Genomic DNA, 20,172 nt, shown 5'->3' on the forward strand with positions numbered 1-20,172 from the left:
CCTAACGGAGAGGCGTCATGTTTTTGCGGAGCTCGGCAAGCGAGTAGAAAGTTCCTCGCCATGTGACTCCTCCATCTCGCACCGTTTTGACCGCGGAGCGGAGGAGCGAGTAAAGGAAGAGTGTGGCTCCGGCGGGAAAGAGCGCGGCATACCAGGGCGAGATGCGGGAGTGGCGGCTCGAGACGACGTAGAGCGTCGCGATGGAGGCCAGGGCGATGATGGCCGCTATGCGGGTTTGTGGCAGCGCCAGAAAGGCTATCGGTCCGATGCAAAAGAGTGTGAGCCAGAGGACGGCGAGCAGGACGAGCGTGATTCGGAAGCGAAAGACAGCGAAGAGATTCTTCGTCATGACATTGACGACACCGAGGGCGCCAGAGGCCCAGTGGACGCTTACCATTCCAGGAGCAATGGCGACTCGCTGGCGAAGGCCGGCGAGTTTGACGCGGCGGGCGAGGAAGAGGTCTTCGAGGATCTCCATGCGAAGATCGTCGAAGCCGCCTAGCTGTTGATAGGCGGGCGTGCGGAGCAGGTTGAAGGCTCCAATGCCGATGGAGTCGCGCTGGGCTTTGGGGTCGGAGGCAAGCCAGGGACGCGTGGCCCAGAGGCCCATGACTCCGAGGTAGCCTAGCAACATTCCCTCGCCTGCGGTTTTGAGGATGGGCGTGGGGAAGGTGACGAAGTGGTCAGCCTGTGTGGCCACCGCCTGAACTAACGATCTTCGGATGGCCTGCGGCTCAAAGAGGATGTCGGCGTCGGTGAAGAGGAGGTAGGCGGGCTGGTGAATGGCGATGGCATGGCGCGCGGCGAGGGCCATGGCGTGGGTCTTGCCGAGCCAGCCGGCGGGGAGTTCGGTGATGTGGAGGGCCGTGAGCTTGTCGGAGTGCTGGGCGGCGAGAGTGTCGATGATGACGGCGGTGGCGTCGGTGGAGCGGTCGTCTACGGCGAGGATGTGCAGGTTGGGGTAGTCCTGTTGGAGGAGTGAGGTCAGGCTTGCAGGGAGTGCTTCAGCCTCGTTCCTTGCGGGGACGATGACCGTGATGGAAGGATTGCCGGTTGGGGCGAGGTCGAACTGCGGGTCGAGGAGGTTGGGAATGCGGCGAAGGCCGCGAGCCGCAGTGATCGCCTTCCAGAACCAGGCTAGAGAGATGAGCCAGGCGAGGAGTTTGAGGGCGGTCATGCTGCGACCGGCTCTTCCGCGTGGAGCGGCGGCGCGTAGCGGGAGCCGAGGGAGAATATGATGGCGGCGAGCACGAGGGTGATTAGCGTGGAGCCGAGGCCGAGGTTGAGGGTGGAGCGGTCGCTGACGACTCCGATGATGCGGGGCGAGATGGCGTCGCCGAGGGCGTGGATGATGAAGAGCTGACCGGCGAGGGCTGTCGCGCGGATCTCAGGACGAACCGCGTTTACAGTGGCGGCGTTCACGGGGCCCGTGCCAAGGAAGATGAGGAAGACGGCAAGAGCAAGTGAGGGGATGGTCAGAGACTTCGGGCCGAAGAAGCAGACCAAGGCGGGTGGGACGGCGAGGGCGGCGCTGATGGCTGGGACGAGGTAAAGGGCTTTCGACGTCTTTCGTGACCAGCGCTGGGCGATGACGCCTCCGGTGACGGTGCCGAGCAGGCCGGTGACCACGGTGATGGCTCCCATGAGGAAGGCGGCGTTGGATTGTGAACGGCCGCCTACGCGCTGGAGGAAGGACGGCATCCACCAGGAGATTCCTCCGAGCGAGAATGTGACGGCCGCGTAGCCGAGGATGGAGGCCAGGTATGCGGGCTTACCGAGATTAATCTTCAGCTGTTTTAGATAAGCCAGGACGTAAACAATCCAACGTAGTAGCGGTCCGGAATACGCCTCCGCTTCAGCGCGTGCGTTACTTCTTAGTTCATCGTGACCTTTGTCTCCACGAGCGGGCTCCTTCATGAAGAAGAGGATTAGCAGCGCGAGGATGACTCCGGGGATGGCGGAGACGATGAAGGACATGCGCCAACCATGGTGTTCCCCGACGGTGCCTCCTACGAGGTAGCCGAGCGCAGCTCCTACGGGGATGGCGACATTAAAGATGGTGAGGACACGGTTGCGCTGATCTTTGGGGTAGAAGTCGGCGAGCAGCGCTGGGGCGAAGACTCCGAAGCTGGCTTCGCCGATGCCGAGGGCGGCGTGGCGCAGGTTGAGCGAGTCGTAGGAGTGGACCGAGGCGGTGAAGAAGTTGATGCCGCTCCAGAAGAGCGCGGCGATGACGATCATGGGCTTGCGCGGGAATCGGTCGCCCAGCCAACCGGTGATGGGCGAGGTGGCCATGTAGGCGACCATGAACCAGAGGGTGAGTGAGCCGATCTGCTGGTCGGAGAGGCGGAACTCGCCTTTGATCTGCTCCTGTACGCCGGGAAGGATGTAGCGGTCGATGTAGTTGACGAAGTTGAGGGCGGTAAGAAGGATGAGGGCGGTGGTGGCTCCGGCGACGGAGGGACTGCGGGTGGGTTTGGCCGCGGAGGACATCTGTGGGGAAAGGATAGCAGTGGATGGCGTTGCGTGCGATTACAAGTCAGGACGCGAGTGGACTTGGTGAGTCTGGCGGGTTTGCGATCCCACCCTTCGCGATACGACTGCGAAGGATGGGCATCCGAGCATTGGCTTGGATCATTTTTCCGCGTCGGTGTGCCAGCCGGGATTTGTCCACTGGCCGTTGCGCAGCACGAAGACTTCGGTGGCTCGCCCGGAGATGGCTGAGCGCTTGCCCTCCTGCTCAGTCTCTACGAGATATTTGCTGTAGATGATCGCGACATCTCCGAAGTGCTGAACTTCGGTGCGGGGGAATTCGAGCCGGATGAGCTTTCCTCCCTTGGCGTGAAATTCAGCGGCAGCACGAAAGACTTCAGCCTGGTTCTTCCACTCCTTGTCACCAGCACTGATGACGATGGTTCCGGGCGGCACTAGTTTTTCGAGGGTCTTGGTGTCGTCTGCGAACCATGAGCGCCAGACGGCTTCACGCACACGCAGTAATTGCGCGTCCTTTTGCTGCTGGGCAGATACCTTCGCGGTGCTAAGAGTTGCCCCGAGCAAGGCCGCGATGATTGTGACGCTGTTCCACTTCCGTTTCATGATGATTGTTCTCCAGCTCTGTTCTTGAATACCTGTTTCTACTCTATGTGTATCTGAAGCTGGCCAGGAAGACAGTCAGCGCAGTGGCGGCTCCGAGGAGAACGTCCAGAGCGTAGTGGTACCGGCCGATGATGGCGCCAAGCGAGATTGAGATCGCTATGGCCAGAAAGATGATGCCGAAGGGCGGCGAGTAGCGAAGCAGAAATAACGCGATGGCAAAGGCCGAGGCTACGTGCGCGCTGGGGAAGGAGATGGCGTGGATGCTGCCGTGCTTGAGAATCCAGCGGTTGAAGACTCGTCCTTTGTTGGCGCTGTCTGACGGGGTTGTGGTGGCGGCTGGATCGATGAGCGTGCGCGGGGGGTAGGCGGGCACGAAAGGGGTGACGGCGTAGCAGAGGTAGGTCGAGACCAGAACGACGAGCCAGAAGCCTGCGACCTGGCTGCGGAGGCCGGCGGCGTAGACGGCTAGCAGGCCTAGCGGCACGAGGGGGTAGCAGGAGAGGTAGGCCATCTCGAGGAAGAAACCGATCGGGGTTCGTTCTGTGCCTGATTTGGCGGCGATTCCGGGCAACAGCCACCAGTCGAAGGCGAGAAGGCGATCTTGAATTTTGGGGTTTGGCCCGAGGAAGAACTGGCCAGTCTGCCAGTACGGCACGAGGAAGAGTGCAACGGTGAGCCAGTCGCGCAGGATCGAAGCGTCGTCGGCGGGCAGGACGGTAGCGATGTGACGGGCAAGGGCCACGGTCAGGATGGCAGCAGCGGCGAGGGCGGTGACGATCCACTGGTTTCGCCGGGGGAGCAGGCGCGGAGTGAGGCTGGTGGTCCAAGCAGCCAGGGCGAGCAACGCTGGAAAGGCGGTCTGCATCCACTCGGAAGCTCGCATCGTCGAGTCGTCTCCAATGATTCGTTTACCGGTTCGAGCGGCTGGACGCAAGGCCAAATGTGGAGGTGTATGTTAGTGCACCTGATAGGAAAACCATTTCCACTTTCAGTGCTATGGGAGTGTTTCCGATGCAGAGAGGGGGCCGGCATCGAGGAGGACGGTATTGAAATGAATGGTATTTACAGATTTCCCTCGAGATTGGCACGCTGCTTGCTACTATGCAAGACGTAGCACACAATGCCGGCGACATCGCGAGCGGTAAAAAAGGAGAAAATATGGCGGCGACTTCCCTCTTTACGTGTGTGTGCGGGGTGCAGAAGAAGACAAGCAATCATTGGGTGTTGGCCAGAGTGACGCCTTTCGGGATTGAGTTCATGCCCTGGGACGCTGCATTGGCTCGCAACGAGGAGATCGTCGTTCTTTGCGGAGAAGGATGCGCAGCGGCGCTTTTGAGCCGCTGCATGGGCGAGTGGAAGAACTTCCCGCCGGCAAAACCGGTCAAGACTGCGATCGAGCGGGAACTGGCTGCGGCCTGAGCGGCGGTGTCGAACGATGGCAGAGATGGATGCGATGTGCGTGCGTGGCTCCGTGATGCTCATGGCCGCCCGGTGGGAATGATCCGTGTGCTGATTGGGGGGAGCGCTTCGGTGGCTGTCCCGAGGATTACTTCGTCAAAGGCTTCGGCGTTAAGTGGCTCTTCAGGGCCGATGTAGATGGTTCGGATGCCGCGCTGCCGGGCAATGTGGACGAAGCCCGCGGCGGGATAGACGGAGCCTGAGGTGCCGACGACGAGAAGGACGGTGGCGCGGTCGAGTTCACTGTAGATAGCGTCCATGTCCAATGGGATCTCACCAAACCAGACGATGTGCGGTCGGACGGGTAAGCCACAGGCTTTGCATTTCGGCAGGGTTGCGGCGGTCTCGTAGAGGGAGTGGTCGGCGAAGGGCAGGTTGCAGCGGATGCATCGTGACTGGAACAGGCTTCCGTGCATATGGTGAATCCGGCAAGAGCTGGCGCGCTCGTGGAGATCGTCGACGTTCTGGGTGCAGAGATAAAAGCGGTCGCCTAGCTCCTGCTCGATGTGGGCGAGGGCCATGTGGGCGGCGTTCGGTACAACGGCGAGAGCGTCGCGGCGGCGCATGGAATAGAAGCGCCAGACGAGTAAAGGGTCGGCCTGCCAGGCCTCGGGCGTAGCGACCTCTTCAACGCGGTAGCCGTTCCAAAGGCCTCCGGATCCGCGAAAGGTGGCGAGGCCGCTCTCGGCGGAGATGCCGGCTCCGGTGAGGACGAAGAGGCGGTCGTGGGGAGTAAGACGCATGATGAAAGTTGAGATGAGTGCAGCCAGTCTGCGAACAGACGGGCTGCAGTGCCACACCGTGTTCCCGCAAAACCTTCTCGTCTTGATGCAACCTATTTCGCGGCAGGCTTTTCCAGGTGGCCGCCAAACTCGTAGCGCATGGCAGAGAGAAGTTTGTTGGAGAAATCGGCGTCGCCGCGCGAGCTGAAGCGCTCGTAGAGTGCGGTCGTAAGGACGGGAGTGGGTACGCCTTCGTCGATTCCCGCTCTGACGGTCCAGCGGCCTTCACCGGAGTCGGAGACGCGGCCGCTGAATTTGGAGAGCTCGCCGTCTTCGACGAGTGCGGACGCGGTGAGGTCAAGCAGCCACGAGGCGATGACGGAACCGCGACGCCAGACTTCGGCGACGGCGGGGAGGTTGAAGTCGTACTGGTAGTGCTCGGGGTCGCGCAGAGGGGTGGTTTCGGCGTCGATTTCGGCGGTGTGCTTGCCGATGTTGGCGCCTTTGAGGACGCCCAGGCCTTCGGCGTAGGCGGCCATCATGCCGTACTCGATTCCGTTGTGCACCATCTTGACGAAGTGTCCGGCTCCGCTTGCGCCGCAGTGGAGATAGCCCTGCTCTGCGGTGCTGCCGAGTTTGTCCCAGCCGGGGGTTCGAGGAATGTCTCCGACGCCGGGCGCGATGGCTTTGAAGATTGGGTCGAGGCGCTGGACGGCAGTGTCAGGGCCGCCGATCATCATGCAGTAGCCGCGCTCGAGTCCCCAGACGCCGCCGCTGGTGCCTACGTCGACGTAGTGGATGCCTTTGTCAGCGAGGTCTTTGGCGCGGCGAATGTCATCGATGTAATAGGAGTTGCCGCCGTCGACGAGGATGTCGTCCGACTGGAGGCGGGGGGCGATCTGCGCGATCGTCTGCTCGACCACGCCGGCGGGGATCATGAGCCAGATGGGGCGTGGGGGGGCGAGTTTGCCGATCGTGTCCTCGATGGAGGATGCGCCGGTGACTCCCTTCTCTTTGGCGAGATCTGCGACGGCCTGCTTGGAGCGGTCGTAGACGACGCACTCGTGACCGTGGGCTGCGAGACGGCGTACCATGTTGGCGCCCATTCTGCCGAGACCTATCATTCCTAGCTGCATAGACCACTCCTTTGGAAAGTCTGGGTTTGCTGGGTTTGATGCCGATTCGGATGTTTCGGAGGTAGCGGCGGAGTCAGAAATTGTAAAAAACGGGAGGCGTGCTGAGTGGCAGGACTGAGTTCCCCCACGATCACTCCCTCCGCGGGCTGAGTGATCGTAGGGCACCGGTCGTGACTACTCGCCGAAGTTGATGGACTCGATGCCGAGAAACTCGGCGGACTGGCTCAGATCTTCTTCGATGCGGAGGAGCTGGTTGTACTTGGCGATGCGGTCGGTGCGGGGGGGCCGAGCCGGTCTTGATCTGGCCGGCGTTAGCGCGCTCACCCCGTTCCTTCGCGGGCTTCCTTCCAGAGATCGATTCCAGCTTCGAGGGCGTAGCGGTCGATCGCGTTCAACTCGTCGCTGGTGAACTGGAGCTTCGTAACGGAAGCGAGCGAGTTGTCGAGCTGCTCGACGTTGCGCGCGCCGATGAGCGCCGAGGTAACGCGCGCGTCTCTCAGCACCCATGCGATGGCCATCTGGGCCAGTGTCTGTCCGCGGCCGCGGGCGATTTCATTGAGTCCGCGAACGCGGTCGAGATTCTGCTCGTTGAGGAAGGACTTCAGGAAGGAGCCTCCGACGGCGGCGCGTGAGTCCTGCGGCACGCCTTTGAGGTATCTGTCGGTGAGGAGCCCCTGGGCGAGCGGAGAGAATGCGATACAGCCCGCGCCGAGTTCTTCTAGTGTGGCGAGGAGGTCTTTTTCGATCCAGCGGTTGAGCAGCGAGTAGGACGGCTGATGGATGAGCAGAGGCACGCCTTCGCTGCGCAGGATCTCGGCGGCTTGCCTGGTGCGTTCGGGACTGTAGGAGGAGATGCCGACGTACAGGGCCTTTCCCTGGCGCACGGCTTGCGCGAGCGCTCCCATGGTCTCTTCGAGCGGGACATCCATCGAGGGACGGTGGGAGTAGAAGATGTCGACATAGTCGAGGCCCATGCGCCGGAGGCTGTCGTCGAGCGAGGCGAGGAGGTACTTGCGCGATCCTCCGATACCGTAGGGGCCGGGCCACATGTCCCACCCTGCCTTAGTGGAGACGATGAGCTCGTTGCGGTAGGGACGCAGGTCCTTGCGCAGGATTTGGCCGAAGTTCTCTTCGGCTGAGCCGTACGGTGGACCGTAGTTGTTGGCGAGGTCGAAGTGGGTGACGCCACGGTCGAAGGCGCGGCAGACCATGGCGCGGGCGGTCTCGAAGACGTCGGCGCCGCCGAAGTTCTGCCAGAGGCCGAGGGATATCGGCGGCAGGACGATCCCTGATCGTCCACACCGCCGAAATGGCGCATCGATGTATCGTTTGGCGTCGGCTATGTAGGTCATCGGTGGCAGGCTTCCAGCGGCTACTCGCCGAAGTTGACGGATTCGATGCCGAAGAATTCGGCGGACTGACCAAGCTCTTCTTCAATGCGCAGGAGCTGGTTGTACTTGGCGATCCGGTCGGTGCGGGAGGCCGAGCCGGTCTTGATCTGGCCGGCGTTGGTGCCTACCGCGAGATCGGCGATGAAGGTGTCCTCAGTCTCGCCGGAACGATGGCTGATGATCGACGTGTAGCCATAGCGGCGGGCGAGTTCGATTGCGTCGAGGGTCTCAGAAATCGTACCGATCTGGTTGACCTTGATCAGGATGGAGTTGCCGACGTTCTCGTCGATTCCCCGCTGAAGTCGCTCAGTGTTGGTGACGAAGAGATCGTCGCCGACGAGCTGGACGAAGTCGCCGATCTGCCTGGTGAGGAGCTTCCAGCCGTCCCAATCGTCTTCGTCGAGGCCGTCTTCGATGCTGACGATGGGGTACTGGCGGACCCAGGAGTCCCAGAAGGCGACCATCTCGGCGGAGGTCTTCTCGGACTTGTCGGACTTCTTGAAGACGTACTTGCCGGTCTCCTTGTTGAAAAACTCGCTGGAGGCGGGGTCGAGGGCGATGGAGATGTCCTCGCCTGCTTTGTAGCCGGCCAGCTCAATTGCTTCGAGAATGAGCTCGATGGCCTCGGCATTGGACTTGAGGTTAGGAGCAAAGCCGCCTTCGTCGCCCACGGCGGTCGAGTAGCCCTTCTTCTTCAGAACGCCTTTCAGCGTGTGGAAGGTTTCAGTTCCCCAGCGCAATGCATCCGAGAAGCTCTCCGCGCCGACGGGCATGACCATGAACTCCTGGAAGTCGACGTTGGAGTCGGCGTGGGAGCCGCCGTTGATGATGTTCATCATGGGCGTGGGTAGAACGCGGGCGTTGACGCCGCCGAGATAACGGTACAGCGGGAGCTTGAGGGCCTCCGCAGAGGCGCGGGCGACGGCCATGGAGACGGCGAGAATGGCGTTGGCTCCGATCTTGCCCTTGTTCTCGGTGCCATCGAGCGAGATCATGGTGGCGTCGATGAGGCGCTGGTTGGCGGCGTCCATGCCCGTGAGTTCGGGCGCGAGGATGGACTCGACGTTCTCCACGGCGTTGAGCACGCCCTTGCCGAGGTAGTGGGACTTGTCTCCATCACGGAGTTCGACGGCCTCGTGCTCGCCGGTCGAGGCCCCGCTGGGAACGGCGGCGCGGCCGCGTGCTCCTCCTTCGAGGACGACGTCGGCTTCGACGGTGGGGTTTCCGCGAGAGTCGAGGATTTCGCGCGCGTGGATAGAGACGATCTCGGTCATGTTGCTCCTGTTTTCTGGTGTTGAGACGGAACGTGATGCGACGACGCGGTGCATGAGGCGTTCGTTGAGCTTAGGGCGGCGGTCGACAGGAACAGACCGGCCTCCCGAGGCAACGATGGACTGCACCAGAGGTTCACCGGAGGATTTCACCTTTTGGATTCTAGCAAAGGGCGAAGGGATCCTGTCCGGACGGCAGGGGAGCCAGGGCGCGGGAGAGAGTGCTTCGCCGTGTAGTAGCAGGGTCGATTCCCTGCTGCTGAATTTGTCGCAGGAATATTTTGGAGATTCTAACCTTTTAATCAGGGAAAGGCGTCTCAATTGATGCAAGGATTTGCCCATCAATCGCAGGCGCAGAGACTGTACCCGAGGATTGTAGCCATGAAGAAATCGATCACGACAGCCGCACTTGTTCTCGCCACGTTACCCGCTGCAGCCCAGTCGGCACGCACGGGGGTTTCGAACCCGGATGCTGCGGCGATCACGTCGAACGACGACAGCGTACAGACGCCGCCGCTGCCTGCTGCATCAGGCAGAAGACCACTGACCGCGGCTAAGCCCTCGGCCGCCACACAGTCGCCGGCAGCGACGACCGGTGAGGTTTACGGGTCGTATGTGCCGTACAAAGCTCCGGGGGCCGCGTCTACAGCGCAGGCGGCTGCGACCGCGAAGCCGCTCGACCCGGATGCGGAGATTGTGACCAGCGTGCCGGAGGGAGCAAATGAGCTGCGCGAAGGGACGCTGCTGCACGTCCGTATGCTGCAGGACCTCTCGACTGCGACGACCACGCAGGGGTCGAAGTTCTCTGCCGAGGTGATGCAGCCGCTCGAGAAGGATGGGCGCGTCATTGTCCCGATTGGCTCGATTCTGAATGGGCAGGTGACCGAGGTCCGCAGTGGACGTAGCATTTCAGGCGCGGCAGCGCTGCACCTGGAGCCTCGGAATGTGACGCTCCCCGATGGCACCGAGTACGTTCTGCACGCGCAGCTGACCGATGCGAGCATCAGCGATTTCAATGTGGACGATGAAGGCACGCTGAAGCGGCGCAACCATGCCAAGAAGTCGCTGGCTGTGGTTTCGCTGGCGACGGGTGGCGGTGCGGCTGCAGGAATGTTGGTCGCCGGCGGAGTTGGAGCACTGGTTGGCGCTGGCCTGGGCGCAGGAGCGAGTACAGTTATGTTGCTGAAGTCGGACCACCAGGCTACTTTGCAGAAGGATGTGCGGCTGGTGTTCAGTTTGACGGAGCCGATGGAGTTGACTCCGCTGCATGCGAGCACGACGGGCGCTGTTTCCATGAATGGTGGCGCGGGGCCGGCTTTGAAGACAGCTCCAATCCAGTAAGGGATTGCGGATTACGATTTGGAGGGGATGGGCTTCGGCCCGTCCCTTTTGCTTTGCGGCGAGCGGCGATCAAAGCTGTATCGACTTAAGGGCCTAGTGGGGGTCATGAAAATCTGTGGTGCCATGGGGCAAACCGCAGATTCCTTCGACCTCGCTCAGGATGACACTTTCTATAGAAATCATGGACCTACATGACATGGATATGTCGATACTACCTAGCCGCGGACCTGAGCAAGAAGCCTCTTCCAGTTTTTCTGGTTGCGGCGGTAGCTCTTCTTCAGATCTTCGAGGATGCGTTCGAAATCGGTGTGGCCGGAGAGCTTGCGCCAGTTAGGGTTCTTTGAGAACCAGGGGTAGTTCTCATTGCCGAGATAGATGGCGCGGCGGAGCCAGTGGAGGGCCTCTGACTCGTCGCCGTCAAGGGCGAAGTAGGTGGCGAGGCGGTATGCCATCTCGGAGTCGGCCTCGGCTGCAGCAAGTGTCTCATCGATGATGAAGGTGGCAGCCTTTTCGCGCTCGCCGAGCTGAACGTAGCAGAGTGCGATGGTTGGGAAGACGATCCGCAGGGACTTCTCGTCGCGAATAACGTTTTCGAGCGTCTGGATGGCAGCGGCAGGCTCGCCAGCGCGCATCTGCTGGTAGCCGAGGGAGATTCGCAACAGGGGCTGGCGGGGCTCAAGAGTGAGGCCCTTTTCGATCTCGTCGGCGGCCAGTTCAAGCTGGTTCTGGTACTGATAGACGCGGGCGCGATGGTTGTAGATCGTCGGAGCGTCCGACGGATTCATGCGCAGCGACGCATTGAACTGTTCAAGAGCCTCCTCGTACATGCCATCGAGGCGAAGGGTCATGCCGGCGACAAGACGGACATTCCAGTCGTTGCCGGCAGTCTGAAGGAGGTGCTCGATGCCGTGGCGGGCCGACTCTTTTTCGCCGCGCGAGAGAAGCATGTAGACGCGGTAGAGATTGGCCTCGACGGAGCCGGGATCAAGCTGCAGGGCTTTGTCGAAGGCGCGGCGCGCCTCAAGCAGGTGCATCTGGCCGCCGAGTCCGTGACGAGTGTACTGGAGGTGTGCGATGCCGAGGCCGGTCCAGGCGGGGGCATAGTTCTCGTTCTGGCGGGTAACCGACTCGAAGAGCTGGCGGGAGCGGTCGAGGTCGTCGCGACTGCCGGTGCGGCTCATAAAGGAGGAGAGGACGGCGCGGGCCTGGAGGTACTCCTCGGAGAGTTCTTCGACAAGTGAGGGTGCCAGGGACGAGGCGCGGTGATTGCTGTTCTCATGGGCGACCTGCAAATCGCCCACGCCCTGCAGGCTGCTGAAGACCTCGTTGCAGATTTCAGTCTGGACGCTGACGAGGTCGAAGGAGGCGACGTTGATGGAGCCTCCGGTGCGGACGCTCTGGCTGGGGACGTCGAGGAGCTGCCAGTTAAGGTCGAAGCCCTGCTCTGAGCGCAGGAAGTTTCCAGCCAGAACGAAGTTAACGAGGAGCTTCTTGCCCACGCTGAGAGGATCGAGCTGCTGCGCACCGATTGGAATGGAGCTGGAAGGACGGACGACGAGCGAGGGCATGCGCGCCAGGCGCGCGGCGATAGCGTCGGCCAGAGCGTAGCCGTAGAGCGGGGCAACGTCGGCCGGGCCGAAGTTGATGAACGGGAGTACGACGATACTTTTCTGGTTCCCGGCGGCGGTGGCACCGGGCTCACGGAAGCGCTCGGCGAGCATGGAGAGGATGCCGGTGGTGCGCTTCTCTTCCTCGCGGGTGTCGAGCGGGAGACGACCCTGGGTGGGCAGCAGCGGGAGCGCTTCGCCGCCGGGCATCAGCGCGGAGTCGAGATGCATGGAGCGCATGATGGTCTTGAGGGACTCGCGGGCGTCGGCCGCAGCGGCGAAGCGGGCGGAGGGCTGCTTTTCGAGGCAGCGAAGGATAACACTCTCAAGCTCGACCGGGAGGTCGGGAACGATCTGTCGGATGGATGGTGGATCGGCGAACTGGATGGCGCGGATGGACTGGAAGTCGGCCGCGTCGGGACGATGGAAGGGGTGGCGGCCTGTGGCGAGTTCATAGAGGATGAGGCCGAAGGCGAAGATGTCGGACTGAACGCTGGACTGTCCGGTGACAAACTGCTCGGGGGCCATGTAAGCGATGGTGCCTCCGCGAGCCGTGTAGGTGGCACCGGGAGGCGGAAGGCCGCGCTTGGTGGCTGGGCCGGATGGGTCGAAGTCAGTCTGGTCGAGGGCGAGACGGCGGGCGAGACCGAAGTCGAGAATCTTGATAAGGCCGCCGTCGGTGAGCATGACGTTGGCAGGCTTGAGGTCGCGGTGGAAGATGCCGAGAGAGTGCGCAGCGGAGAGGCCTTCGGCGATCTGAATGCCGGCGGAGAGGACGAGCTGCAGGCTGGATGGGCCCTCGGAAATCATCTTGTCCAGCGACTTGCCAGGGATGTACTGCATGACGATGTAGGCTTCTTCGCTGTCTCCGGACTCGGCTGGGGCTTCGCCGACGTCGTAGATGGCGCAGACATTGGGGTGGTCGATGGCGGAGGCGAGCCGGGCCTCGCGGAGCTGCGTGGCGCGCATTTGCTCGATGGTGAGATTGCCGCGTTTGAGGAGCTTGAGCACGACAGGGCGCTGGAGGAGGGTGTCATTGGCCAGATAGACCACGCCGCTGCCACCCGTGCCGATCTTGCGGACGATCTCGTACTGCTTGATGATGCGCCTCTTCATACTTCCATTATTGCAAGGTGCGCGTATGTGGAACGTTAAGGATGGTTATTTGCGGAATCTCAGGGCGATGAATGTAACGGCGAACGCTAGGGCCAGTGTGTTGGAGAGTGGTTGTCTTAAAGAAATCGGGAGGGCTTAATGGTCGGCTGACGGCAGAGGACTCTTCGTCTCAAGCTCGAACGCGAGGACGTCAAGGCTGCTCTATGTGGACTTGATTGGAGATGCACGTATTCTTTGGCAGGCAACTGGGTCCGGTACTACCTGGGGAATTCACTCTCCGGACGGGCGTCAACTTGCGGTAGCAGGCGGAAGTTTCGATCGCAACGTCTGGATGATTGAAAATTTCTGAGCCGGCCGTTAATCCTTTGCCAGCTCGATTTCTTCTGCTACGTGGCGACAGTCACCTGCTCAATGAGCAAGTGAGCTTTATGATTTGACTGTCAATGCCGGGATTGTAGTAACCCGTGTAGTCGTTTGACAGGTGATGAAGCCTGTACTCCGCTGACCACGAATGATGATGGTCGCGGAAGAACTCGAAGCCTCCGCCGAATTCGAAGGTGAAATTAAAGCGGGAGGAGTTATTGACAGGCACATCGCGAGGCGAGACGAGAAAACCGGCGTTGCCAACGACGAAGGGCTGGATCCGGCTGCGGGGCGCGAAATTGATGCGTTGGCCGAGGGGGCTGATCCCTCCAGCATAGGTCCAGCGGGTGCTACAGGTTTGGCTGTAGGTATATCCAGGAGATCCGGTGTTGGGGTCTGTCGGAACAACATAGACACCAGCCTTGCAGGCGCGGTCCGTCGGCAAGGACTGCGAGAAGCCGGAGCTGGTCGAAAGAATGGTCTGCGTCAGGACGGGCTCCTGGATAAGAGTGAAGGGGCGGACCTCTGGCGCGTAGGTCCAGTCGGCATAGCGCGTATGCAGAAGACGTTGCGAGAAGGTAAGCCCAAGGGCCATGAGGCGGCGATCCTGTGACACTCCGAGAAAGATGTGGCTAGAGGTGTTGGAGTATTCCGCGAATACGGAAACAGATCGATGGAAGGAGTAGGACGGAACGTCTTGAGCCTGTGAGAGTCCTGCGCCAAGCGCAACCAGGAGAACTGCAACCAGACGAGAGAGTCTCATGTGTTCTCTACAGTACCTGCAGCTCTCTCAATTTAGAAAGAAAAAGTTAGTGACGTGGTGCTCCGCCTTCACGCTCCCAGGGGCGGGGGTTGACGGGAGCGTCCTGCCACTTTTGGCGGCGGCCAATAAAAAACATGACGACGCCGAAGAAAAACATGATGAGTCCCCAGCCGAGGTTGAGATCAAGCCCCATCGACTTCTCGTAGATGGCAGAGCCACGGGTGAAGAGGCCGTAGAGGCTCATCATGCCTCCGATGATGAGGAAGATGAGTCCGAGGGGGATGCGGATGTCGAGTCCCATTAGGTTTCCTTTGCGTAAGCAGCTGCAACAACAAATGCGAAAATGCGGAAGGTTCCTCGCTTCGCTCAGAATGACAAACAAACTAAGCGAAGACGAGGTTGAGGATGACGAGCATGGCGAGAACCGCAACGGCGAGCGTGGCGGGCTTCTGGTACCACTCGAGGTCAGTCTCAAGCGGCTTGGGAGTGAGCGAGTAGACGAGGCCGACGAGCTCTTCCTCGGGCCGCGGCCTGGTGACGAGGCTGATTGCGACCGTGAGGATGAAGTTGGTCGAGAAGGCGAAGATGGCTGACCAGAAGTTCTGCGCCATGTCGCTGGGGTAGCGATGGAGGACGGTGATCCAGCCGCCGTGGATGCCGCGCGAAACGTCGTCCGGGAGGGTGAGACCGTGGTGGAGGAGCGCGGCAACAGTCCCGGAGATGAGGCCAATGAACGCCGCGTGGCCGGTGGTGCGCTTCCAGAACATGCCGAGCAGGAACGTCGCGAAGAGGGGCGCGTTGACGAAGGAGAAGACGAGCTGCAGCGCGTCCATGATGTTGTTGAAGTTGGTGGCGGCGTAGGCAGCGCCAATGGAGAGAGCGATGCCGCCTATCGTCGCCATGCGGCCCATCCAGAGGTAGTGCGCGTCGGTGCCCTTCTTGTTGATGTAGGCCTGGTAGATGTCGTAGGTCCAGACGGTGTTGAAGGCCGTGACGTTGCCGGCCATGCCGGACATGAAGCTCGCGAGCAGCGCGGTGAGGCCGAGGCCGAGGATGCCGGTCGGGAAGAAGCGGAGGAGCATGACCGGAATCGCGAGGTCGTAGTTGTAGACGGGCTGGCCGTCGGAGTCGACGACTGGGTTGCCGCTGATTGCATCTGTCTTCTGCGGAATGATGCCGTGGGGGTGTTGCGCATCAAGAGGGATCGTCGCTGATGTGCTGGCGACGGTGGCGGCCGGGCTTGGCGCGGCGTGCGAGGTGATGCTGACAGCGATGAGTCCCGGCAGGATCACCAGGAACGGGAAGAACATCTTGGGGATGGCAGCGATAAGCGGAACGCGGCGGGCAGACGCTTCAGAGTCCGCGGCCATGGCGCGCTGGATGACGAGGAAGTCGGTGCACCAGTATCCGAAGCTGAGGACGAAGCCGAGCCCCATGGAGAGGCCGATCCACTCGACACCGAGGGTGTTGGTGCTGGCATGCGCCATGCCGTGCCAGGAGCGCGTCATGCTGGTGGGGAGAGTGTGTTTGATCCCCTGCCAGCCGCCTACGTTGCGAAGTCCGATCCAGACGAGAGGAGCGAAACCGGCCACGATGAGGAAGAACTGAAGGACCTCATTGTAGATGGCGCTGGTGAGTCCGCCGAGGAAGATGTAGCCGAGAACGATGACGGCCGAGAGGAGGATGGAGACGTGAAATATCCAGGCGTCAGGAATGATCCCGCGGAAGAGGCCAAGCGTCTGAATGAGCAGCGCCATCGCGTACATGGAGATTCCGGAGCTAAGCACGGTCATGCAGGCGAAGGAGAAGGCGTTGACGGCGCGGGTCTTTTCGTCGAAGCGGAGGCGGAGATACTCCGGCACAGAGCGGGCCTTGGAGCCGTAATAGAAGGGCATCATGAAGATGCCGACGAAGATCATGGCGGGGATGGCGCCGATCCAGTAGAAGTGGCTGGTGTTGATGCCGTACTTCGCGCCGGAGGCTCCCATGCCGATGACCTCTTGCGCGCCGAGGTTGGCAGAGATAAAGGCGAGACCGCAGACCCAGGCCGGCATGGAGCGGCCGGCGAGGAAGAAGTCGTTCGAGGTCCGCATGTAGCGCTTAAGGGCAAAACCGATCCCCAGAACGAAGACGAAGTAGACCAGCATTATGAGCCAGTCGACAGTAGATAAATTCACGGTCAAGCCCTTCGGAGAGAACGAATAAATCAACTTACTTCGGCCAACTGTAAATCGTTTGCAGGGCTTCGTCCAGCATTCCCCCGACTGTGTCGTATTCGATCTACAGCACTTGCATGGCCAAAGATGAAGAATTGCAAGTTGAGAGGCATCAAAGTGTTCCGCACAATTTAAGGGTCACATGGGAAAACTCGATGATAAAAACGAAGCATCCTATTCATGAGTCCGCAACAGACTCCGCAACCTGGCAGAGAGCCGGAGCGAAAGGCGGCTGAAATGATTTAGATATGCATCGTTTTGTGTCCACGAGTTTTTCGGAACTCTTCCTTTCTGATGATGGACACGTCGTGAGGTTCTTATCTCCTTGGAGTAGTTGGCAATGACTGAGGCTCTTCTCCTGATTGATGACAATGCGGTGCAGGCCGTTACTCGGCAGACGATCCTGAAGCGGGCCGGCTATTGCGTGATTGCGGCGTTAAACCCAGGGCGTGCGCTTGAACAGTTTCGCGAAGACGAGTTCCCACTTGATATCCAACTGGTGATTACCGACCACATCATGCCGGGAATGAACGGCGCAACCTTTGTGCGCGAGTTAAGGAAGCTGCGGCCTCATCTTCCCGTGCTGGTGATCAGCGGGTTGGAGGAGGCTGAGGCCGAGTATGAGGGGCTGGATGTGGAGTTCCGGGTGAAGCCGCTGCAGCCTGATTCCCTGCTGGAGAGCGTACATACCTTGGTTAGTTCGGTGCGGAGCGAAAGACTGCGCGAAGCCGGGTGATGATTCGGTATTCGAAGCAGGCGGTTTGCGGTTTCGAAGCTACGGCTGAGAGAATGGGGTGGAGGAATCCATGCAACAACACCCCATGCCGGAGTTTGGTAGCTACGCCCTGCTTCTGGCTCTGGTTTTAAGCGCGTATGCCATGGTGATGGGCGGACTGGCTCTGTGGCGCGCAAAGTCTGGTCAGAACGATGGCAGTGGGCGGCTGGGCGAGACAGCCCGGCGTGCGGGAATCGGCAGCTTTGTCGCACTGACGGGCGCTGCGTTTGCGCTGGTGTGGGCCTCCTTCACGAATGACTATTCGGTCTCGTACATCCTCCATCACACAAACAGGGACCTGAATACGGCATACAAGTTTTCCGCGCTGTGGAGCGGACAGGAGGGCTCGCTGCTCCTTTGGGCCTGGCTGCTCTCGGCATACGGGTTTGTGCTGCGGCTGCGGCATAAAGTGGACGTACAGCTCTCGGCGTATGCCTCGACGATTCTGGCGGGCGTGCAGGTCTTCTTTCTGCTGTTGCTGAACTTTGCGGCTCCGCCGTTTGCGATTCAACCGGGACCGGTGGCGAAGGACGGCTTCGGGCTGAATCCGCTGCTGCAGTATCCGGAGATGGTGATCCATCCGCCGATGCTGTATTTGGGCTACGTTGGGTTTTCTGTCCCGTTTGCGTTTGCGCTGGGCGCGCTGATGATGCGGTATCCAGGCGAGAAATGGATCCACATCACGCGCCGGTGGACGATGGTGACGTGGCTGTTTCTGACGTGCGGAATCTTTCTGGGAGCCCACTGGGCGTACAGCGTACTTGGATGGGGCGGCTACTGGGGGTGGGACCCGGTGGAGAACGCGAGCCTGATGCCATGGCTGACTGGGACGGCATTTCTGCACTCGGTGATGATGCAAGAGAAGCGCGGGATGATGAAGAGCTGGAACGTGTGGCTCATCTTCTCCACGTTTCTGCTGACGATTCTGGGAACACTGCTCACTCGGTCGGGAATTGTGAGCTCGGTGCATGCCTTCGCGCAGAGTGCGATCGGTGCATGGTTCTACGGTTTCATCCTGGTTGCGTTTGCGGTGTGCCTGTTTACGTTCTTCAAGCAGAAGGACCATCTGAAGAGCGAAAACCGGCTGGAGTCGCTGGTTAGCAGAGAGTCGAGCTTTCTGTTCAATAACATGATTCTGCTGGCGGCATGCTTCACAGTGCTGTGGGGGACACTGTTCCCTGTTCTGAGCGAGTATGTGCAGGGATCGAAGGTGACGGTGGGGGCTCCGTTTTATAACCGGGTGAACCTGCCGATCGGGATCTTTCTACTGTTCCTGACGGGCATTGGGCCGCTGCTGGCGTGGCGATCAACCTCGCTGCGGACGATCCGGCGGAACTTTGTTCTGCCTGGGATCGCGATGCTCGCGGCGCTGGTTGTGCTGATCGCCGTGGGCGTGCGGCCGTGGAGCGCGGGCGACGATATGCGGGCGGAGTTTTTCTCGCTGATTACGTTCACGCTGGCGGCGGGCGTGATTACGGCGATTGCCTCGGAGTTTCTGCGCGGCGCGGCGGTGGTGAGTACGCAGACGGGCAGGAATCTGTTTGCTTCGACGGTGCTGCTGGTGCGGCGGAATACGCGGCGGTATGGCGGGTACATCGTTCACTTCGGCATTGTCGTGATGTTTATCGGGATTGCGGGCGGCGCGTTCAATCAGGCACGCGAGCAGGAGATGGGCTTCGGGGACACGCTGCGGCTGGGGCCGTACAGATTGGTGTGCCAGAGCTTCACGCAGGAGAGCAACCCGAACTACGACACGGAGTATGCGTTGCTGGACGTCTTCAAAGGCGACAAGAAGCTTACGCAGCTTGCTCCGGAGCGACGTTTCTACATTGCGAGCCAGACGAGCTCGACGATGGTGGCGCTGCACTCGACGCTTGAGCGCGATCTATACGTGATCTATGAGGGGAAGAATCCTGATACGGGCAGGCCGATTATCAAAGTGTTTCTGAACCCGCTGATTAATTGGATATGGATTGGCGTGCTGATTGTTGTCGCGGGGACGTTCCTTGCCCTTGCGCCAAGTCTGGCTCCGGGTTTGGCGCGGGCGCGGGCTACCGTGGTGGCGCCAGTGGTCGAGGCGGAGGTGCATCATGCTTAGACGCATTGGACTTAAGCGCTGGATGCAGGGTGCGGCGGTGTGCCTGCTGGCAGTGGTAATGCTGGGCGCGGGCGATTCGGAGTCGCGGTTCAACCGGATTGGGCACGAGATGATGTGCGCCTGCGGATGCGGACAGATTTTGCTGGAGTGCAATCATGTAGGCTGCCCGGACTCGACCAGGATGATTGGCGAGCTGCGGCAGCAGATTGCAGGCGGCGGACCGGATGCGGCGGTGATGAACTGGTTCTCGGCGAAGTATGGGCCGACGATCCTGGCGGCGCCGATTCGGGGCGGCTTTGATAATGTCGCGTGGATCACTCCGGTAGCGGTGTTTCTGCTGGCGACGGTGGGGACAGGATTTCTAGTTGTGTTCTGGAAACGGCGGAGTGCGGCTCATGCGCCTGCGGATGCTGCTCCGGTTGTGGGGGATGAGCTGCGCGAGAGGATTCGGCGGGAGACACAATACTGATGGGCGCGATTGCGGGACTTGTGCTGACGGCGGCGATGTTTGCCTACATCTTCTGGCCTGAGCGGAGCTTCTTCGTGCAGCGGCAGAAGACACGGGTGGACTATCTGCGCGAGCGGAAGGATGCGATCTACGAGAATCTGCGCGACCTGAATTTCGAGTATCTGGCCGGGAAGTATCCCGAGCAGGACTACGCGGAGCAGCGGGCGAACCTTGAAGACGAGGCTGCGCGCGTGATTGCGGAGATGGAGATGCTGGAGCGTGCTACGCCGGTGCGTTAGTGTGGGTTGCGGTTCGTCCGCTCTATGCCTGCTTTAGCGTAAACTTAGGGCGTGAGCCGCTCTTTCCCTTCC

The 20,172-nt window shown here is 60.8% G+C and carries 19 protein-coding genes; 6 read left to right on the forward strand and 13 right to left on the reverse strand.

Annotated elements, in window-relative coordinates:
• Nucleotide 1 precedes the first annotated feature (1 nt).
• From OHL16_RS04060 to OHL16_RS04075, 4 genes are all read right to left on the reverse strand, one after another.
• Nucleotides 2-1,177, reverse strand: coding sequence for a glycosyltransferase (locus OHL16_RS04060; protein ID WP_263365782.1), 1,176 nt, complete (start codon nucleotides 1,175-1,177; stop codon nucleotides 2-4).
• Nucleotides 1,174-2,493 (reverse strand): spinster family MFS transporter, encoded by a 1,320-nt coding sequence (locus tag OHL16_RS04065; protein ID WP_263365783.1) that lies wholly within the window; start codon nucleotides 2,491-2,493, stop codon nucleotides 1,174-1,176. The genes OHL16_RS04060 and OHL16_RS04065 overlap by 4 nt, the downstream gene beginning before the upstream one ends.
• Nucleotides 2,494-2,634: 141 nt before the next feature.
• Nucleotides 2,635-3,096 carry a nuclear transport factor 2 family protein gene (locus OHL16_RS04070; protein WP_263365784.1) on the reverse strand — a complete coding sequence of 154 codons (462 nt, stop codon included), beginning with the start codon at nucleotides 3,094-3,096 and terminating at the stop codon, nucleotides 2,635-2,637.
• Nucleotides 3,097-3,139: 43 nt separating this feature from the next.
• Nucleotides 3,140-3,979 carry a phosphatase PAP2 family protein gene (locus OHL16_RS04075; RefSeq protein WP_263365785.1) on the reverse strand — a complete coding sequence of 280 codons (840 nt, stop codon included), beginning with the start codon at nucleotides 3,977-3,979 and terminating at the stop codon, nucleotides 3,140-3,142.
• 275 nt (nucleotides 3,980-4,254) lie between these two features.
• Here OHL16_RS04075 and OHL16_RS04080 point away from each other — a divergent pair, with 275 nt between their 5' ends.
• Complete coding sequence (locus tag OHL16_RS04080) at nucleotides 4,255-4,515, forward strand: hypothetical protein (RefSeq protein ID WP_263365786.1); 261 nt, start codon at nucleotides 4,255-4,257, stop codon at nucleotides 4,513-4,515.
• 59 nt (nucleotides 4,516-4,574) lie between these two features.
• Here the strand turns inward: OHL16_RS04080 and OHL16_RS04085 are convergent, their stop codons facing one another.
• The 5 genes from OHL16_RS04085 to eno form a co-directional block, all read right to left on the reverse strand.
• Nucleotides 4,575-5,297: an SIR2 family NAD-dependent protein deacylase gene (locus OHL16_RS04085; protein ID WP_263365787.1), complete on the reverse strand. Its 723-nt coding sequence runs from the start codon at nucleotides 5,295-5,297 to the stop codon at nucleotides 4,575-4,577.
• Nucleotides 5,298-5,389: 92 nt separating this feature from the next.
• A complete protein-coding gene (gnd, locus tag OHL16_RS04090) occupies nucleotides 5,390-6,412 on the reverse strand; it encodes a phosphogluconate dehydrogenase (NAD(+)-dependent, decarboxylating) (RefSeq protein WP_263365788.1) in 1,023 nt (340 codons plus the stop codon).
• Between the two features lie 174 nt (nucleotides 6,413-6,586).
• Nucleotides 6,587-6,736: a hypothetical protein gene (locus OHL16_RS04095; RefSeq protein ID WP_317891026.1), complete on the reverse strand. Its 150-nt coding sequence runs from the start codon at nucleotides 6,734-6,736 to the stop codon at nucleotides 6,587-6,589.
• The gene (mgrA, locus tag OHL16_RS04100) at nucleotides 6,733-7,764 is read right to left on the reverse strand and encodes an L-glyceraldehyde 3-phosphate reductase (protein WP_263365789.1); all 1,032 of its coding nucleotides are present in this window, start codon (nucleotides 7,762-7,764) and stop codon (nucleotides 6,733-6,735) included. The genes OHL16_RS04095 and mgrA overlap by 4 nt, the downstream gene beginning before the upstream one ends.
• Before the next feature lie 20 nt (nucleotides 7,765-7,784).
• Nucleotides 7,785-9,077 (reverse strand): phosphopyruvate hydratase, encoded by a 1,293-nt coding sequence (gene eno / locus OHL16_RS04105; protein WP_263366228.1) that lies wholly within the window; start codon nucleotides 9,075-9,077, stop codon nucleotides 7,785-7,787.
• Nucleotides 9,078-9,455: 378 nt separating this feature from the next.
• Here eno and OHL16_RS04110 point away from each other — a divergent pair, with 378 nt between their 5' ends.
• Entirely contained in the window at nucleotides 9,456-10,415 is a 960-nt protein-coding gene (locus OHL16_RS04110) for a hypothetical protein (RefSeq protein ID WP_263365790.1), read from the forward strand.
• A gap of 215 nt (nucleotides 10,416-10,630) precedes the next feature.
• Here OHL16_RS04110 and OHL16_RS04115 read toward each other — a convergent pair whose 3' ends face one another.
• From OHL16_RS04115 to OHL16_RS04130, 4 genes are all read right to left on the reverse strand, one after another.
• Complete coding sequence (locus OHL16_RS04115; protein WP_263365791.1) at nucleotides 10,631-13,138, reverse strand: serine/threonine-protein kinase; 2,508 nt, start codon at nucleotides 13,136-13,138, stop codon at nucleotides 10,631-10,633.
• Nucleotides 13,139-13,538: 400 nt separating this feature from the next.
• Nucleotides 13,539-14,264, reverse strand: a complete 726-nt coding sequence (locus OHL16_RS04120; protein WP_263365792.1) for an acyloxyacyl hydrolase — start codon at nucleotides 14,262-14,264, stop codon at nucleotides 13,539-13,541.
• A 46-nt stretch (nucleotides 14,265-14,310) separates the two neighbouring features.
• Nucleotides 14,311-14,565 carry a hypothetical protein gene (locus OHL16_RS04125; RefSeq protein ID WP_263365793.1) on the reverse strand — a complete coding sequence of 85 codons (255 nt, stop codon included), beginning with the start codon at nucleotides 14,563-14,565 and terminating at the stop codon, nucleotides 14,311-14,313.
• 82 nt (nucleotides 14,566-14,647) lie between these two features.
• The gene (locus OHL16_RS04130; RefSeq protein ID WP_263365794.1) at nucleotides 14,648-16,441 is read right to left on the reverse strand and encodes a sodium:solute symporter family protein; all 1,794 of its coding nucleotides are present in this window, start codon (nucleotides 16,439-16,441) and stop codon (nucleotides 14,648-14,650) included.
• Nucleotides 16,442-16,820: 379 nt separating this feature from the next.
• Here OHL16_RS04130 and OHL16_RS04135 point away from each other — a divergent pair, with 379 nt between their 5' ends.
• From OHL16_RS04135 to OHL16_RS04150, 4 genes are all read left to right on the forward strand, one after another.
• Nucleotides 16,821-17,216, forward strand: a complete 396-nt coding sequence (locus OHL16_RS04135) for a response regulator (RefSeq protein ID WP_263365795.1) — start codon at nucleotides 16,821-16,823, stop codon at nucleotides 17,214-17,216.
• A gap of 70 nt (nucleotides 17,217-17,286) precedes the next feature.
• The gene (locus OHL16_RS04140) at nucleotides 17,287-19,353 is read left to right on the forward strand and encodes a heme lyase CcmF/NrfE family subunit (protein WP_263365796.1); all 2,067 of its coding nucleotides are present in this window, start codon (nucleotides 17,287-17,289) and stop codon (nucleotides 19,351-19,353) included.
• On the forward strand, nucleotides 19,346-19,822 hold the full coding sequence (locus OHL16_RS04145) for a cytochrome c-type biogenesis protein (protein WP_263365797.1): 477 nt from the start codon (nucleotides 19,346-19,348) through the stop codon (nucleotides 19,820-19,822). Before OHL16_RS04140 ends, OHL16_RS04145 begins: the two co-directional genes overlap by 8 nt.
• Nucleotides 19,822-20,100, forward strand: a complete 279-nt coding sequence (locus OHL16_RS04150; RefSeq protein ID WP_263365798.1) for a hypothetical protein — start codon at nucleotides 19,822-19,824, stop codon at nucleotides 20,098-20,100. The genes OHL16_RS04145 and OHL16_RS04150 overlap by 1 nt, the downstream gene beginning before the upstream one ends.
• Nucleotides 20,101-20,172: the final 72 nt, after the last annotated feature.

The organism is Edaphobacter bradus (genome assembly GCF_025685645.1).
GTDB lineage: Bacteria > Acidobacteriota > Terriglobia > Terriglobales > Acidobacteriaceae > Edaphobacter > Edaphobacter bradus.